16 protein-coding genes are annotated in these 15,081 nt (G+C 73.2%); 9 read left to right on the plus strand and 7 right to left on the minus strand.

Annotated elements, in window-relative coordinates:
* Positions 1–169: 169 nt before the first annotated feature.
* Positions 170–766 carry a histidine phosphatase family protein gene (locus tag ABZ873_RS17450; protein ID WP_360872073.1) on the plus strand — a complete coding sequence of 199 codons (597 nt, stop codon included), beginning with the start codon at positions 170–172 and terminating at the stop codon, positions 764–766.
* 1,790 nt (positions 767–2,556) lie between these two features.
* On the opposite strand, the gene ABZ873_RS17455 is transcribed toward ABZ873_RS17450, so the two are convergent.
* Positions 2,557–3,885 carry a tetratricopeptide repeat protein gene (locus ABZ873_RS17455; protein WP_360872076.1) on the minus strand — a complete coding sequence of 443 codons (1,329 nt, stop codon included), beginning with the start codon at positions 3,883–3,885 and terminating at the stop codon, positions 2,557–2,559.
* A gap of 222 nt (positions 3,886–4,107) precedes the next feature.
* On the opposite strand from ABZ873_RS17455, the gene ABZ873_RS17460 reads away from it, so the two are divergent.
* The 3 genes from ABZ873_RS17460 to ABZ873_RS17470 all read left to right on the plus strand — a co-directional run bounded on the left by ABZ873_RS17460 (position 4,108) and on the right by ABZ873_RS17470 (position 6,225).
* Positions 4,108–4,509, plus strand: a complete 402-nt coding sequence (locus tag ABZ873_RS17460) for a hypothetical protein (protein WP_360872079.1) — start codon at positions 4,108–4,110, stop codon at positions 4,507–4,509.
* A 34-nt stretch (positions 4,510–4,543) separates the two neighbouring features.
* Positions 4,544–5,416 (plus strand): fused MFS/spermidine synthase, encoded by an 873-nt coding sequence (locus ABZ873_RS17465; RefSeq protein ID WP_360872082.1) that lies wholly within the window; start codon positions 4,544–4,546, stop codon positions 5,414–5,416.
* Between the two features lie 176 nt (positions 5,417–5,592).
* On the plus strand, positions 5,593–6,225 hold the full coding sequence (locus ABZ873_RS17470) for a class I SAM-dependent methyltransferase (RefSeq protein ID WP_360872085.1): 633 nt from the start codon (positions 5,593–5,595) through the stop codon (positions 6,223–6,225).
* On the opposite strand, the gene ABZ873_RS17475 is transcribed toward ABZ873_RS17470, so the two are convergent.
* Positions 6,226–6,765, minus strand: a complete 540-nt coding sequence (locus ABZ873_RS17475; RefSeq protein ID WP_360872087.1) for a hypothetical protein — start codon at positions 6,763–6,765, stop codon at positions 6,226–6,228. It lies immediately after the preceding gene.
* 79 nt (positions 6,766–6,844) lie between these two features.
* On the opposite strand from ABZ873_RS17475, the gene ABZ873_RS17480 reads away from it, so the two are divergent.
* From ABZ873_RS17480 to ABZ873_RS17500, 5 genes are all read left to right on the plus strand, one after another.
* Entirely contained in the window at positions 6,845–7,534 is a 690-nt protein-coding gene (locus ABZ873_RS17480; protein WP_360872090.1) for a response regulator transcription factor, read from the plus strand.
* Positions 7,535–7,582: 48 nt separating this feature from the next.
* The gene (locus tag ABZ873_RS17485) at positions 7,583–8,977 is read left to right on the plus strand and encodes a HAMP domain-containing sensor histidine kinase (RefSeq protein ID WP_360872093.1); all 1,395 of its coding nucleotides are present in this window, start codon (positions 7,583–7,585) and stop codon (positions 8,975–8,977) included.
* A gap of 36 nt (positions 8,978–9,013) precedes the next feature.
* A complete protein-coding gene (locus tag ABZ873_RS17490) occupies positions 9,014–9,178 on the plus strand; it encodes a DUF5993 family protein (RefSeq protein ID WP_360872096.1) in 165 nt (54 codons plus the stop codon).
* A gap of 2 nt (positions 9,179–9,180) precedes the next feature.
* On the plus strand, positions 9,181–9,846 hold the full coding sequence (locus ABZ873_RS17495; RefSeq protein WP_360872098.1) for a disulfide bond formation protein B: 666 nt from the start codon (positions 9,181–9,183) through the stop codon (positions 9,844–9,846).
* 63 nt (positions 9,847–9,909) lie between these two features.
* On the plus strand, positions 9,910–10,572 hold the full coding sequence (locus tag ABZ873_RS17500) for an NAD(P)-binding domain-containing protein (protein WP_360872101.1): 663 nt from the start codon (positions 9,910–9,912) through the stop codon (positions 10,570–10,572).
* Positions 10,573–10,707: 135 nt separating this feature from the next.
* Here ABZ873_RS17500 and ABZ873_RS17505 read toward each other — a convergent pair whose 3' ends face one another.
* The 5 genes from ABZ873_RS17505 to ABZ873_RS17525 all read right to left on the minus strand — a co-directional run bounded on the left by ABZ873_RS17505 (position 10,708) and on the right by ABZ873_RS17525 (position 15,019).
* The gene (locus tag ABZ873_RS17505; RefSeq protein ID WP_360872104.1) at positions 10,708–10,887 is read right to left on the minus strand and encodes a hypothetical protein; all 180 of its coding nucleotides are present in this window, start codon (positions 10,885–10,887) and stop codon (positions 10,708–10,710) included.
* Positions 10,888–11,147: 260 nt separating this feature from the next.
* Positions 11,148–11,648 carry a MarR family transcriptional regulator gene (locus ABZ873_RS17510; RefSeq protein WP_360872107.1) on the minus strand — a complete coding sequence of 167 codons (501 nt, stop codon included), beginning with the start codon at positions 11,646–11,648 and terminating at the stop codon, positions 11,148–11,150.
* A gap of 289 nt (positions 11,649–11,937) precedes the next feature.
* The gene (locus ABZ873_RS17515) at positions 11,938–13,296 is read right to left on the minus strand and encodes a GH1 family beta-glucosidase (protein ID WP_360872110.1); all 1,359 of its coding nucleotides are present in this window, start codon (positions 13,294–13,296) and stop codon (positions 11,938–11,940) included.
* Entirely contained in the window at positions 13,293–14,117 is an 825-nt protein-coding gene (locus tag ABZ873_RS17520) for a carbohydrate ABC transporter permease (protein ID WP_360872113.1), read from the minus strand. The genes ABZ873_RS17515 and ABZ873_RS17520 overlap by 4 nt, the downstream gene beginning before the upstream one ends.
* Positions 14,114–15,019 (minus strand): sugar ABC transporter permease, encoded by a 906-nt coding sequence (locus ABZ873_RS17525; RefSeq protein WP_360872207.1) that lies wholly within the window; start codon positions 15,017–15,019, stop codon positions 14,114–14,116. Before ABZ873_RS17525 ends, ABZ873_RS17520 begins: the two co-directional genes overlap by 4 nt.
* Positions 15,020–15,081: the final 62 nt, after the last annotated feature.

The raw sequence follows: 15,081 nt of genomic DNA on the forward strand, positions 1-15,081 counted from the left end.
CTGACAATCGTGGTCGGAGCGGGGAAAAGGGCGGGGGGTGGGGGGAGAGGCGGGGGCGTTCGCGGGGTGATGGATGATGGTCACACAAGAAAACCACCGCAAAACGCGCAATTGGCGCACCGCTGACGCACTGCTCACGCACTACTCATGCACTGATCGGGAGATTCGCATGGCCCCCCGCATCCTGCTGGCCCGCCACGGCCAGACGGCGTGGTCCAAACTCGGCAAGCACACGGGACGCACGGACGTGCCGCTGCTGGAGGAGGGCAGGCGGGGCGCGAAGCTCCTGGGCGAACGCCTGGCCCGCGAGCCGTGGCAGGGGCTGCCGGGCGTGGAGGTACGGACGAGCCCGCTGGTGCGCGCGAGCGAGAGCTGCGAGCTGGCGGGGTTCGGGGTGCGGGCGGAGCCGTGGGACGCGCTGCTGGAGTGGGACTACGGCGAGTACGAGGGCATGACCCCGGCCGAGATCCAGGCGATCCGGCCGGGCTGGCTGATCTGGCGCGACGGGGTCCCGGGCGGCGAGTCGGTGGCGGATGTCGCGGCCCGCGCGGACGAGGTGATCTCCTGGGCCCGCGCCTCGGAACACGACGTCCTGGTCTTCGCCCACGGCCACATCCTGCGCACGCTGGCCGCCCGCTGGCTGGGCTTCGACGCCGCTTTCGGCGCCCGAATCCGCCTGGACCCGACGTCACTGTCAACCCTGGGCTGGGCCTACGGCGCCCCAGCCCTGGAACGCTGGAACGACACGGGCCACTTGGACGGCTAGGCCCCAGCCCCTGCGGGGCGACGGATTCCGGCGGGGCCGAAGCCCGCCTCCGGGTCGGGGGCCCGGGGTGCGGGCAGCCCCTGCCGGCGGCGCGGAGGTCCCGGCGCCGGGCGGGCCCGAGCCCCTGGGGCGGGGGTCCGGGGTGCGGGCAGTCTCTGCCCGCGGCGCGGCAACTCCGGTGCAGGGCGGGACCACGCCCCCCCGGGCTGGCCCGAGCCCCCGGGGCCGGTTTGGGGTGCGGGGAGTCTCTGCCCGCGGCGCGGGAGTCCCGGAGCCGGGTGGCCCCGATCCCGGCGCGGGGGTGCTTCTCCCGCCGAGCGGAGCCCGGTCCCGGTGCGGGTTGCTTCGTCCGCTGGGCGGGGCCCGGTCCTGGTGCGGGGTTGCTTCGCCTGCTGGGCGGGATTGCTCATCCTGGCGGGCGGTTTGCGGTGCCGGGGTGGGGTATCTCCTCGGCTCGCGCGTGCGGCGGGGTTCGTCCTGTACGGGGTGGTTGCGCGCTCGTCCTGCGGGGACACCCCACCCCGTCCCCGCTGCGCGCAGTACGAGCCCGATCCCCGAAACAGCCCAAGCAGCCCGACCTCACCGTCCCGTACGAGCCGACTCCCCGAACAGCGCCAACCGGCCCGGCCCCACCACCCCACACGGGCCGACTTCCCGAACAGCGCCAACCGGCCCGGCCCCACCACCCCGTACGAGCCGACTCCGCAAGCAGCCCCATTCGGCGCGGCTCCGCCCTGCCCGTACGGGCCGACTCGGCGAACAGCCACCCAGCCTGGCCTTACCTGCCCACACGAGCTGACTCCGAGAACAGCCCAACTGGGCCAGCCCCACCCGCCCGCACTGGCTGACTCCGCGAACAATCAAACGGCTCGGCCCTACTCGCCCGTACGGACTGTTTCCTGAACAGGACAGTCGGCCCTGCCCCACGGCCCCGGATGAGCCGACCCGCGAACACCGCAGAACAACCCGGCTCCACCCGCCCGTACGGGCCGACTCCGCTATCGCCCTGACTGCCCCGGCCCCGTGCACGAACCCCGGCTCCGCCTGCCATACCGCCCCACCTCCCCGTACGAGCCGATTCCGCAGGCGGATGCCGCGAGCGACACGGCCTGGTCTTGCCCTGCCCGTACGGGCCGGTCCCGCGTGCCACACCCCGTACGGGCCGATGCCATAAGCGACGCTGCCCGGCTCGGTTCCGCCCGCTCGTACGGCCCACCTCCGTGAACAACAACGCCCGGCCCGGACTTACCCGTACGGGCATGGGTCGCGCACGCAGCCCCGTACGGGTCGGGTCCCGGTGATGGTGATGAGGCGTTCCCGTGCGGGGACAAGGTCGAGGGGGCGGAGCCGGGGCAGTGGGGTGGGGACACGCAGGAGGGTCCCCGCAGGACGAGCGCGCAACCCAGGCCGTACGGGACGAACCCCGCCGCACGCGCGAGCCGAGGAGACCTTCCGGAGGGGCACCGCCCCACCCACCCCCACCCGGCCGCGCCGAAACAAACCCGCGTACCGCACCACCCCGCACCCGAACCCAGGCCCCACCGCCCACAGGGCACCGCCCCGCACCGCACGACACCGCCAAGCCGCCCGCAGGGCACCCCGCACCGAGCCTCGGGCCCGCCAGGGCATCAGCCTGCGGAACGGCCCGCGCAGCGGAGCACCGCCCCGGCCGCCCGCAGGGCACCCCGCACCGGAGCCCGGGGCTCAGCCGCCCGCAGGGCACCCCGTGCGGAGCATCGGGCGCTCGCCCGCACGGCACCCCCCCGCCCCCGGGGCCCCCGCCCCCCGGCCTAGACCGCCGCGTGCCGGGTCAGGAACTTCGATACTCGCGGCGAGCGTTGGTGGGGGAGGAGGGAGTGGGCCGTTTCGGTCAGGGTCGTGCGGACGCGGGTGGAGCGGACCTCCGTCAGGAGGTCCAGGACGCGGGTGCCGGCCCACGCCGCCTCGTCGGGGGCGTTCGCCCGGGCCAGGTTCGCGGCCAGCTCCGCCGTGTACAGCGCCACGTTCCGCGCGAAGTGCGGGTCCTGGAGGTCCGCGGCGCGCCGTGCGTGCCGCGCGGCCCGGCCGTGCTCGCCGAGCGCCCCCCAGCACCGCGCCTCCAGCGACTCCCGCTCGGCCTCGCCGAAGAACGACATCCACTCGGGGTCGGCGTCAGCCGTCCCCCGCGAGAACTCCTGGTGCGCGCGCGTCAGCGCGCCCTCGCACGCCCGCCGGTCCCCCAGCCCCGCCCAGCCCCCCGCCTCCCGCAGCGCCAGCAGCGACAGCAGCCGCGGCGAGCCCAGCGAAGCCGCCGCCCGAAGACCCGCCTGCGCCGCCCGCACCGCCTCCCGCGGCCGCCCGCAGTCCCGCGCCAGGAAGGACATATTGCTGAAGGCGTGCGCCTCCAGATGCGCGTCCCGCGCCACCCGCGCCGTCGCCAGCGCCTCCGCGTAATGCGAGCGCGCGTCCTCGAAGCGGCCCGAGTCATGGGCCAGCCACCCCACCGAGACGGCCAGTTCTCCCGCCCCCGAGTGCAGCCGGTCGTCCGTGGACTGCCGCGCCGCCCCCGCGTCGAGCAACGCGTACGCGGTGCGCAACGGCTCCGCCGCCTGCCGGTAGAGCGCGTCCGCCCCGTGCCGGTCGTCGAGCAGGCGGATCCTGCGTACCGCGTCCTCGACGGCCGCGGCCTCGGTCTCGCCGGGCCGGGAGGGAAGCCGGCGGCCGTCGCCGAGCAGGGTGAGGCCGAGCGTCGCGGCCGCCACGGTCGCGGAGCCGCCCGCCATGAACGCGCGACGCAGCACGTCGCTCTCCTTGGCACTGGTAGGGGTAGGGGCAGGAAGGGGAAGGGCAGGGGCGCCGGGCGGCCGCTGCGCTCCGCGGCCGCGGACGGTCTCGCGGGGGGAGAAGCCCAGGTCGGCCAGGGTGCGGCCGGGGAACATATGGAGGAAGACCCGCTCGTAGGCGTAGTTCGGGCAGCGGATCTCGCCGGACTCCACCCGGCCGACGTAGCGCGCGTCGCAGGAAACCGTTTCTCCGATCTCCCGCGCCGCCCGCCGCACCTGCGCCGCGAACTCGGCCGGGGACTGCCGGCCGCGCAGCGTCCGGAAGCTGGAGTTGGGTGAGTGGGGGGACGCCGCCATGGACGTGACCTCTCTGGCAAGTGCTGGGGCCCAGCGCGCATGAAAGTACCGCCGCCGAGGGGCCGTTCACCCGACGTTTGGCTACAAAAGGGATATCTCACCTGCGATCCGCCATGAACTGCCATCCTTTGCGGCGTCTTGGCACCGAACCTGTTGACGCGCCCGTGCGTTGTACCCATGCGCAGACGGATCGAGGAGGGGTTCCCCTTGTTGGAGGCCGGCATGGAGACCACTGGAGCGAACACCGCGCCCGAGTTCGGTGCGGCCCCGGATCTGGACCTGGTGACCGTGCCCACGCGGCAGGGCCTGGAGGCGGTGGACATCATCCGCCGCGGGGCCAGCCGGACTTGCGGGGTCGGGCCCGTCCTGCACGACGGCTCGGGCGACACCCTCGGCTTCCTCGTCCCCTCCGGCACCGCCGACGCCTGGGACCTCCCGGGCAGCGCCTGCACGCAGACCGACGGCCGGGGCATGCGCTTCGGCGACGCGGTCTCGCCCGCCGCCGGGCCCACCGACTGGCTGCTGCCGCCGGAGGCCGTCGGTCCGGTCACCGACCCCGAGGTGCTGCGGGCGGCGCTCGGCGAGGCGGCCCGGCTGATCGAGGCCGCGGACAACTGCCGCTGAGCCCTCCGGTCCGCCCGCCCCGCACAATGGGGTGGTGGCGGGTAAGGACAGGAACAGAGGCAGGCAGCGCGGCGGCGCGGAGACGGTCGTCGGGCAGGTGGGCGGCGGCCGGGCGGAGCTGGAGCCGGACCGCGAGCGTTCGCGCGCCTGGACCCTGCTGATCGACGGCGCCCCGCAGTCCCATGTGGACCTCGACGACCCCGGCCACCTGGACTTCTCCTACCAGCGGCGGATCGGCCACCTCATCGACCTCGTCGCCCCCGCCCGCCAGCCGCTGAACGTGGTCCACCTCGGCGGCGGCGCCCTCACCCTGGCCCGCTACACCGCCGCCTCCCGCCCGCGCTCCACCCAGCAGGTGGTGGAGATCGACGCCGCGCTGGTGGCCTTCGTACGGGAACACCTGCCGCTGGACCCGCAGGCGCGGGTCCGGGTCCGCGCGGTGGACGCCCGGGCCGGGCTGGCCAAGGTGCCGGACGGCTGGGCGGACCTGGTGATCGCGGACGTGTTCAGCGGCGCGCGGACCCCGGCGCACCTGACGAGCGCCGAGTTCCTGGACGACGTACGCCGGGCCCTGTCGCCCACCGGCTGGTACGTGGCCAACCTCGCGGACGGCCCGCCCCTGGCCCACCTGCGCGGCCAGATCGCGACGGCGGCCACCCGCTTCACCGAGCTGGCGCTCGCGGCGGACCCGGTGGTGTGGCGGGGGAAGCGTTTCGGCAACGCCGTCCTGGTGGCCGCCGACCGCCCCCTCCCCGTGGCGGAGTTCACCCGCCGCGTCGCGACGGACCCCCACCCGGGCCGCGTGGAACACGGCCGCGCCCTCACCGCCTTCACCGGCGGCACCCCTCCGGTCTCGGACGCCTCAGCGGTAGCCTCCCCCCAGCCCCCACCGTCGGCCTTCCGGTGAAAAACCGGCCGTACGGCGAGCGGGCGGGCACTTTCTCCGGCGTGACTTGCCCGCGGGTGACAAAGATCTTGCAGATCCCTCCCGTTGAGCCGCTGAGCTGCGTAGCCTGATCGTTCCTGGGAGGCCGCCCGGTGCCGGGCAGCCCCATCGCGCAGCGTCCGGAAGACGGCAGAGCCATGTCTGATTTCGCCACCCCCTCCGAGCCCGACCCGAACACGCCCGGTACCGCCGGTGCGGACTACACCCGGCGGCTCGCCCGCCTGGAGCAGTCGGGCATCAAGCGGCTCGTGCCCGCACAGGCCCCCTACCGGTGGAACCTGCGGCGGCTGAGGCTCGGCCGGGTGCTCGACATCGGCTGCGGGCTGGGGCGCAACCTGGCCCACTGCGGCCCGGACAGCGTCGGCGTGGACCACAACCCGCACTCGGTGCGGACCTGCCGGGAACGCGGCCTGAACGCCTACGTCCCCGACGAGCTGGCCGAGGCGCCGGACTGCGGGCCCGGCTCCTTCGACAGCCTGCTCGTCGCGCACGTGCTGGAGCACGTGGACGAGGAGACCGGGGAGAACCTGCTGGAGCAGTACCTTCCGCTGGTCAGGCCCGGCGGCTCGGTGGTCATGATCACCCCGCAGGAGGTCGGCTTCCGCTCCGACGCCACCCACATCCGCTGGGTCGGCTTCGAGGAGCTGCGCGACCACGCCGGGCGGGCGGGGATAGCGGTCCGGCGGACCTACTCCTTCCCCTTCCCCCGCAGCGCGGGCCGGGTCTTCCCGTACAACGAGTTCGTGCTGGTCGGGACCGTCCCGGCCTGATCAGGGATCGACGGTCTCGACCATCGGGGGGTGGTCGTGCCAGGTGCAGAAGACCGAGACCTCGCGGCCGTCGCGGGTGAAGGTGACCCGGATCCAGTAGTCCAGCTTCCACACCTGCATGCGCCAGCCGGCCGCCGGGGTCGCGGAGACCAGTTCGGCCGAGGACGTGCCGAGGGAGAAGACCACCCGGCCGCCGGAGACCGGGTACGCCTGCACCTTGCCCGCGTCCTGCCCGCTCGCGCCCTGCTGCGCGCCGCGCGGTGAGGCGGAGGGCTTCGGCGAGGGCTTCTCCGGGGTCGGTGACGGCGACTGCGAGGGCGACGGGGACGCGGACACCGGTGCGGAGGCCGACGGGGACGGCGACTGCGACGGTTGGGCGCTGCGCGTCGAGGAGGACAGCGGCTGCGTGGCCAGCGGCACCGCGAGCGGAGGATCGTAGGCCGTGCCCGACATGACGGTGTGCACGCCCCACCAGGACAGCGTCACCGCCGCCCCGGTCGCCAGCGTCCAGGCCATGGCATGAACAATTCCTCTGTGCATCACGGCACATACTGCACCACCCGTCACAAGAGTGGCCCGACACCCCGTGAGGTCCCCCGGATGGACTACGGTGCCGCCCATGGCAAGTGTGCTCGTGGTCGAGGACGACCAGTTCGTACGATCCGCCCTCATCCGGCACCTGACCGAGGCGTCGCACACCGTGCGCAGCGTCGGCACGGCCCTGGAGGCCCTGCGCGAGGTCGCGCACCACCGCTTCGACGTGGTGATCCTCGACCTCGGTCTGCCCGACCTGGACGGCTCCGAGGCGCTCAAGATGCTGCGCGGGATCACCGACGTACCCGTGATCATCGCCACCGCCCGCGACGACGAGGCGGAGATCGTCCGGCTGCTCAACGACGGCGCCGACGACTACCTGACCAAGCCCTTCTCCGTCGAGCACCTCTCCGCCCGGATGGCCGCCGTACTGCGCCGCTCCCGCGCCGCCGCCGGGGCCGAGCCGCCCTCGCGCGTGCTGCGGGTCGGCGGGCTCGCCATAGACCCGCTGCGCCGGCAGGCCGAGCTGGACGGGGCGGTACTGGACCTCACCCGCCGGGAGTTCGACCTGCTGGCCTTCCTCGCGGGGCGGCCCGGCGTGGTCGTGGCACGGCGCGAACTGCTCGCCGAGGTGTGGCAGCAGTCGTACGGCGACGACCAGACCATCGACGTGCACCTGTCCTGGCTGCGGCGCAAGCTCGGCGAGACGGCGGCCCGGCCGCGCTACCTGCACACGCTGCGCGGGGTCGGCGTGAAGCTGGAGCCACCGCAGTGAGCGGAGCCGCAGCGGTGAGGGGACGGCAGCGGTGAGGGGGCGGCGGCCGTGAGATGGGCCCTGGTCAAGGTGTGCCTCGCGGTCACGGCCATGGTGGTCGTGGCCTTCGCCGTACCGCTCGGGCTCGTCGTCCAGGAGATGGCCAGCGACCGGGCCTTCTCCAACGCCGAACGGCAGGCCGCCACCATCGGGCCGACGCTGTCCATCACCACCGACCCCGTCCAGCTGCGCAAGGCCGTCGAGTCCACGCAGATGGGCGCCGCCCGGCGGATGGCCGTGCACGTGCCCGCGATCGGGGACAGCCCGCCGGTGGGCATCGGCCAGGGCCGCGCCGGGGAGCGGGCCGTCGCGGAGACCCGGCGCATGGGGCGGGCGACCACCGCCAAGGTGGCCGGCGGGGGCTCGGCGCTGCTCCAGCCGACCGCGCTCGGCTCCGGGGACATCGCCGTGGTGGAGATCTTCGTACCGGAGAGCGAGGTCAGCAACGGCGTCGCGACGGCCTGGCTGGTCCTCGCGGGCGTCGGGCTCGCGCTGATCGTGGGCTCGGTGGCGGTCGCGGACCGGCTCGGCGCCCGCCTGGTCCGCCCGGCCGAACGGCTCGCGGACGCCGCCCACCAGCTGGGCGAGGGCAAGCTCGGGGCGCGGGTGCCGGAGGCGGGGCCGAAGGAACTGCGCTCGGCGGCCGTGGCGTTCAACGCGATGGCCGACCAGGTCGTCGAACTCCTCGCCAACGAAAGGGAACTCGCCGCCGACCTCTCGCACCGGCTGCGCACCCCGCTCACGGTGCTGCGGCTCAACACGGCCTCGCTCGGGGACGGCCCGGCCGCCGAGCAGACCCGGGCGGCGGTGGAGCAGCTGGAGCGCGAGGTCGACACGATCATCCGGACGGCCCGCGAGCAGCGCCCGGCCACCGGCCTGACCGGGGCGGGCGCGGGCTGCGACGCCTCCGAGGTGATCCGCGACCGGATGGACTTCTGGTCGGCGCTGGCGGAGGACGAGGGCCGCGAGGTGCGGCTCGCGGGGGTGGACCGTACGGTACGGATCCCCGTGGCGCGGCCCGAACTGGCCGCCGCGCTCGACGCCATGCTCGGCAACGTCTTCCGGCACACCCCGGAGGGCACCCCCTTCGCGGTGGACGTCCACGACGCGGGCGACGCGGTCATCGTGCTGGTCTCCGACGCGGGCCCCGGCATCTCCGACCCGGACGCGGCCCTGCGCCGGGGCAACGACGGCGGGCGGGACGGCTCGACGGGGCTCGGCCTGGACATCGTGCGCCGGGTCGCGGAGTCGACGGGCGGCGACGTCCGGCTGGGGCGCTCGGTGCTCGGCGGGACCGAGGTCCGGGTGTGGATCGGCCTGGACGGCCGCAGCCTGGGCGGTCCGGGCGCGGGCCGGCAGGGACGCGGGCGGCGCGGCAACCGACGTACCCGGGGGCGCGCCTAGCAGGCATGATGCGCCCGTCTCGGTACGGTCCGCCGCATGGACACCCTGATCTTCGGCGGGCTCCTCGCCACGCTGGTCGCCCTGTACCGGGACTCGTCCCGGCTGGTCGTGCTCGGAGCGTGGTGGGCGGTGCTGATCGCCGTACTCCTGCTGACGGCGCACCACGTCACGGGCGGTCTCGCCCAGACGCTGAGCCACTGACCGTGGCCACGATCGACAGCCTCGTCGAGGACGCCCCGCCGGAGGGCGCCGTACTGCTGGGCAAGGTCCAGTACTGGTTCGCCTGCCTGTTCGCCGCCGGGTGGGCGGCGGTCGTCTGCGCCGGCCTGTACCGGCAGCTCGCGGACTGGGAGCACCCGTGTCCGCTGTGCCTGGTGCAGCGCATGTGCATGCTGCTGGCGGCGCTGGGGGCGGCGTACGTCATCCGGACCGCGCTGTGGAACGGCACGGTGTCCGGGCGGGACTACATGACGGGCTGGGGCCTGTCGCTGGTCGCGGCGACGGCGGGCACGTTCGCGGCGTGGCGGGAGGGCGCGGGGCAGGTGCTGCCGGGGGCGGGGGTGAAGGGGGGCGGTGGCGCGGGCGAGGTGTTCGGGCTGCAGCCGTACCTGTGGGCGGGGATCCTCTTCCAGCTCTCGGTGCTCGCCGTCGGTGTCGCCCTGGCCTTCGCGTACGGGACGGCGGACCGCAGCGTTCCGGCGGACTGGCCGGGGCCGCTGCGGGCGGTGGGCGTGGGGGCGCTGTGGTTCCTGGGGCTCGTGATCGCGGTGAGCCTGGTGGCCGCCTTCTTGGAGGAGGGCTTCCACTGGTTCCTGCCGGACGCCCCGGCCCGGTACCGGTTCTTCGACGACGTGGGCGCCCTGAACTGACCGTCGGCTAGTCGGCTAGTCGGAGTGCCCGCTTGCCCGCTTGCCCGCTGAAAGGATTTCCGCATGCGCTACGCAGTCCTCGGCACCGGGATCGTCGGGCGGACGCTGGCCGCCCGGCTGGACGGGCTCGGCCATCCGGTGGTCATCGGGACCAGGTCGCCGGAGGCCACCCTCGGGCGGGCGGAGTACGCGGAGTGGCAGGAGGTCCACCCCCGGGTGGGCCTGGCCGGCTTCGCGGAGGCGGCCCGGGAGGGCGGGACGCTGGTCAACGCCACCGGCGGGCGCAGCGGGCTCGCGGCCCTGTCGGCGGCGGAGCCGGCGGACCTGGACGGCAAGGTCCTGCTCGACGTCGCGAACCCGCTGGACTTCGCGGGCGGCTTCCCGCCGCTGCTGGACCCGGTGAACGACGACAGCCTGGGTGAACTGCTCCAGCGCACGTTCCCGCGGCTGCGGGTGGTCAAGACCCTGAACACGATGAACTGCCGGATCATGGTCGACCCGACCCTGGTCCCGGGCCCCCACCACGTCTTCCTCTCGGGCGAGGACGCGGACGCGAAGCGGTCGGCCCGCACCCTCCTCCACGCCTTCGGCTGGGAGGACCCGAACATCCTGGACCTGGGCGGCATCGAAACCTCCCGCGGCACAGAAATGCTCCTCCCGGCTTGGCTCCGCCTGATGACCACCCTGGGCCACACGGACTTCAACTTCCACATCCAGGGGGCGTGAGGGCACGGAAGGCCCCGCCGGAGTTCGCCCGGCGGGGCCTTCGCATGTTCTATGACACGGATTCTCTCCGGCGGGTCAAGGATTCACCGCTGATTCTCTGTAAGAAATGCTGGCGCATCGGACCAAGAGAAGCAATCACTTCGACTCCTCGGGGGAATCCACTCCGCGGAGGAAACTCACCTTGCTGAGCGCCAGGGCGTAGGCCCCGCCCAGGATGAATGTCGCCGCGTATTGCGCCCAGGTGTGGTCCTGGAGGGCCCGGTTGGTGACGACGAGAACGACAACCCAAGCGAGGGTGAAGGCAATCTTGGCCATGATGTTCCTGCCTTGGGCGAGAGACGAGAGGCAGCCAGTGGCCCCGGTGGCAACGGTCTTCGCGTCTCGGGTGCAGGTGAATGTACCCACCAACGATGTTCAGGGGAATCGTGCTTGAGGAAATTCTGAGCTTGATCTGCTGTGCCCTCGGAGGGATTGGGCGGTAAATTCTGGCCAGTTCGGTTGCATTCAGCCGCATGATTTTCGGCCGCGCCTGGCGGTCGATTGGGCCCGGCGGCGGTACGGGGCCCGAGCGGTGGTCAGTCGGTTTCGCCTGAGGCGAGGCGGTGGGCCTGGGTGCGGCCGGCTTCGGCCGTGCGGTGGAGGTAGTCGGCGATGACGGCCAGTTCGGCGTCGGAGTAGCGCTCCAGTACGGCGCCGAAGGCGCGGCCGGGGGTGTCCCAGGCGGCGCCGATCCGGCGGCGGGCCTCGGGGGAGAGGGAGACCAGGGCGCGGCGGCGGTCGTGGGGGTCGGTGCGGCGCTCGACGATGCCCGCCTTGACCAGGCGGTCCACGAGGCGGGTCGCGGAGCCGGAGGTCAGGCCGGTGAGGCGGGCGATGTCGCCGGTGCTGACGGGGCCGGACTCGCGGTCCAGGAGGGCCACGCACTGCATGTCGGTGGGGTGCAGGCCGACGTGGTCGGCGAGTGCCTGGTGGAAGAGGGAGTAGTCGGCGTGGTGTCGCTGGCTCTCGGTGACGATGCGCACGAGCAGTTCGGCGCGGCTCCACTCATCACCCGTACGAGGGGCATCTGTTGACATCGGCTGCTCCCGGCTTCAAATTTGTATGTGTGACGCAGATGATGCGCGATACAGAATCTGTATCGCGTAGTCATCCTAGCGTCCGCCGTGTCGCCAACAGCCTGGAACTGGAATGGGAAGAGGAGTAGTAGTCATGTCGCATCTCGTCACCGCTGCCGCCGCCGCTGTCACCGGTGCTGCCGTCACCCGCACCGCCTTGGCGCGCCGCCCCGGGCCCTTCGGGCAGGGGCCCGGGAGCGCGTCGCCGCCGGCCTTACCGGCCGGGCGGGCGCGCCCCCGGGCGCGGGGCTCAGAAGGCTCCCCTCCGGGCCAGCCGCGCGTACCAGTGCGCGCTGGCGCGCGGGGTCCGTGCCTGGGTCTCGTAGTCCACGTGCACGATCCCGAAGCGCTTGCTGTATCCGTACGCCCACTCGAAGTTGTCCAGCAGCGACCACAGGAAGTAGCCCTTCACGGGCGCGCCGTCCGCCAGCGCCTGGTGCACGACGGCCAGGTGCGACTCCAGGTAGGCGATGCGCTGCGGGTCCTCGATGTCGGGGGCGTAGGCCGCACCGTTCTCGGTGACCAGCAGCGGCAGCCCGGGCGCCTCGCGGGTGAAGCGCATCAGCAGGTCGTACAGCCCGCTCGGGTCGACCGCCCACCCCATGTCCGTGCGGTCGCCCGGCGGCTGGTGGAAGGCCACCGTGTCCGCGGCGGGCCAGGGGGAGTGCTCGGCCGCGCCATGGCCGTCGGCCCGCGGACCGTTCCGGTCCGGCGCCGCCGACACCAGCGCGGGGGTGTAGTAGTTCACGCCGAGGAAGTCCAGCGGCTGGTGGATCAGTGCCTCGTCCCCGGGGCGGACGAAGGCCCAGTCCGTTACCGAGGCGGTGTCCTCGAACAGGTCCTTCGGGTAGGCGCCGTGCAGCAGCGGCCCGGTGAAGATCCGGTTTGCGAGCGCGTCGATACGGCGCGCCGCGTCCCGGTCGGCCGCCGAGTCGGTCAGCGGCCGGACCGCGCTCGGGTTGAGGGCGATGCCGACCTGGGCCCCGGCCGGCAGGGCGGCCGCGGCCAGCCCGTGCGCGAGGTTCAGGTGGTGCGCCGCCCGCAGCGAATCGGCCGGGGAGGTGCGGCCCGGGGCGTGGACCCCGGAGGCGTAGCCGAGGAAGGCGCTGCACCAGGGCTCGTTCAGGGTGGTCCACAGGTTCACCCGGTCCGCCAGCACCTCCGCGACCCGCGTGGTGTACTCGGCGAAGGCGTGCGCGGTCTCCCGCTCGGCCCAGCCCCCCGCGTCCTCCAGATCCTGCGGCAGATCCCAGTGGTAGAGCGTCACGCAGGGCCGGATCCCGTGCGCCAGCAGCTCGTCGACGAGCGCGTCGTAGAAGCCGATCCCGCCTGCGAGCACACGCGGCCAGGAGACCGAGAACCGATAGGACTTCAAGCCCAGTTCGGCCATCAGCCGGACGTCCTCCCGCCACAGTCGGTGGTGGTCGACCGCCACATCACCGGTGTGCCCGCCGAACACCTTCCCCGGCGTCCGGCAGAAGGTGTCCCAGATGCACGGCCCGCGCCGGTCGGCCGCGCCCTCGATCTGGAAGGCCGCCGTGGCCGTCCCCCACAAGAACCCCTCGGGGAAGCGCAGTTCCCCCTTGTCGTCCGTGGCTTTCACCGTCATCCCTTCACCGCTCCCTGCATGATGCCGCCGACGATCTGGCGGCCGAAGACGAGGAACACCAGAAGCAGCGGGAGCGTGCCGAGCAGCGCACCCGCCATGATCACCGACTGGTCGGGGATATATCCCCGGCCCAGCCCGGTCAGGGCCACCTGCACCGTCGGGCTGCCGTTCTGGGTCAGCGCGACGATCGGCCAGAAGAAGTCGTTCCAGGCCATGACGAAGGTCAGCATCCCCAGCACCGCCATGGCCGGCCGGGCCGCTGGGAACACCACGTGCCACAGGACCCGCAGGGAGCTCGCCCCGTCGGTGCGGGCCGCCTCCACCAGCTCCATCGGCAGCGCGTGCACCAGGTACTGGCGCATGAAGAACACCCCGAAGGCGCACACCAGCGACGGCAGCACCACCGCCTGGAGCCGGTCGGTCCAGGACAGCTCCGCGATCAGCATGTACAGCGGCACCACGCTGAGCTGCGGCGGGATCAGCATCGTCCCCACCACCAGCGACATCAGCATCCGCCGCCCCCGGAAGCGGAGTTTGGCGAAGGCGAAGCCCGCCAGGGTGGAGAAGAGCACCGTCCCCGCCGTGACCGTGCCTGCCACGATCACCGTGTTCAGCAGGGCCGTCCCCATATGGGCGTCGGTCCAGGCGGTCTGGAGGTTGCGCCCCAGGTTCCCGCCGAACCAGAAGGGCGGCGGGGTCTGGGCCAGCCGGGTCGTGGTCCGGGAGGCGGCGATCGCCGTCCACACCAGGGGGAAGAGCGAGCCGGCCGTGAAGAGGGCGAGCACCACATAGGTGAGCGCGCCCGGGCGCAGAGACTTCATGCGGAGTCCTTCCGTCCGCGCAGCAGCCGCGCCACCCCGGCGATCAGCAGCAGGATCAGGAACATCGCCCACGCGATCGCCGAGGCCCGCCCGAGGTGCAGGTTCACCCAGCCCTGCTCGTACAGGTACAGGCCGAGCGTCTGGAACTGGTGGTCCGAACCGCCCGTCGCGCCCGCGCCGCCGTTGAACAGCAGCGGCTCCCCGAAGAGCTGGGTGGCCCCGATCGTCGACACGACACAGGTGAAAAGGATCGTCGGACGCAGAGAGGGAACGGTCACATGGAAGAACTGCTGCCAGCGGGAGGCGCCGTCCAGCGCTGCCGACTCGTACAGCTCGCCCGGAACGGCCTGCATGGCCGCCAGGTAGATCAGCGCGTTGTAGCCGGTCCACCGCCAGATCACGATGGTGGAGACCGCCAGCTGGGAGGCGAAGGTGCCGTTCTGCCAGTCGACGGCGTCCAGGCCGACCGTCGACAGGGCCCAGTTGATCATCCCGTAGTCCCGCCCGAAGAGCAGGACGAAGACGAGCGTGGCCGCGGCCACCGAGGTGGCATAGGGGGTGAGCACCGCGACCCGGAAGAAGGCCGAGCCGCGCAGCCGGTAGTTGAGCAGATGGGCCAGGCCCAGCGCGATCGCCAGCTGCGGCACCGTCGACAGCAGCCCGATGGTGACGGTGTTGCGCAGCGCGTTCCAGAAGAACTCGTCGCTCCACAGCCGGGTGAAGTTCCGCAGCCCCACCCAGGTCATGGCGTCGGGATCGGTCAGCTCCACCTGGTGGAGGGCAGCCCAGCCCGTGTACAGCAGCGGGAAGAGCCCGAAGGCGGCGAAGAAGAGGAAGAAGGGGGCCACGAAGGCGTAGGGGGACCAGCGCAGGTCCCAGCGGTAGCGGCGCGAGCGCCACACCTGGCTCCGCCGGTCCCGGCCGCCCCCCTCCGCGGCGGGCCGCCGCCGGCCCGCCGCGGAGG

The sequence above is a fragment of the Streptomyces sp. NPDC047014 genome (genome assembly GCF_040644195.1).
Classification (GTDB): domain Bacteria; phylum Actinomycetota; class Actinomycetes; order Streptomycetales; family Streptomycetaceae; genus Streptomyces.

Coding starts and splice junctions, on each gene's coding strand:
- ABZ873_RS17460 (WP_360872079.1), top strand. CDS start 4,108: ATGGAGACCACTGGAGCGAACACCGCGCCCGAGTTCGGTGCGGCCCCG.
- ABZ873_RS17475 (WP_360872087.1), bottom strand. CDS start 6,765: ATGCACAGAGGAATTGTTCATGCCATGGCCTGGACGCTGGCGACCGGG.
- ABZ873_RS17480 (WP_360872090.1), top strand. CDS start 6,845: ATGGCAAGTGTGCTCGTGGTCGAGGACGACCAGTTCGTACGATCCGCC.
- ABZ873_RS17515 (WP_360872110.1), bottom strand. CDS start 13,296: ATGACGGTGAAAGCCACGGACGACAAGGGGGAACTGCGCTTCCCCGAG.
- ABZ873_RS17450 (WP_360872073.1), top strand. CDS start 170: ATGGCCCCCCGCATCCTGCTGGCCCGCCACGGCCAGACGGCGTGGTCC.
- ABZ873_RS17500 (WP_360872101.1), top strand. CDS start 9,910: ATGCGCTACGCAGTCCTCGGCACCGGGATCGTCGGGCGGACGCTGGCC.
- ABZ873_RS17510 (WP_360872107.1), bottom strand. CDS start 11,648: ATGTCAACAGATGCCCCTCGTACGGGTGATGAGTGGAGCCGCGCCGAA.
- ABZ873_RS17520 (WP_360872113.1), bottom strand. CDS start 14,117: ATGAAGTCTCTGCGCCCGGGCGCGCTCACCTATGTGGTGCTCGCCCTC.
- ABZ873_RS17470 (WP_360872085.1), top strand. CDS start 5,593: ATGTCTGATTTCGCCACCCCCTCCGAGCCCGACCCGAACACGCCCGGT.
- ABZ873_RS17505 (WP_360872104.1), bottom strand. CDS start 10,887: ATGGCCAAGATTGCCTTCACCCTCGCTTGGGTTGTCGTTCTCGTCGTC.
- ABZ873_RS17490 (WP_360872096.1), top strand. CDS start 9,014: ATGGACACCCTGATCTTCGGCGGGCTCCTCGCCACGCTGGTCGCCCTG.
- ABZ873_RS17455 (WP_360872076.1), bottom strand. CDS start 3,885: ATGGCGGCGTCCCCCCACTCACCCAACTCCAGCTTCCGGACGCTGCGC.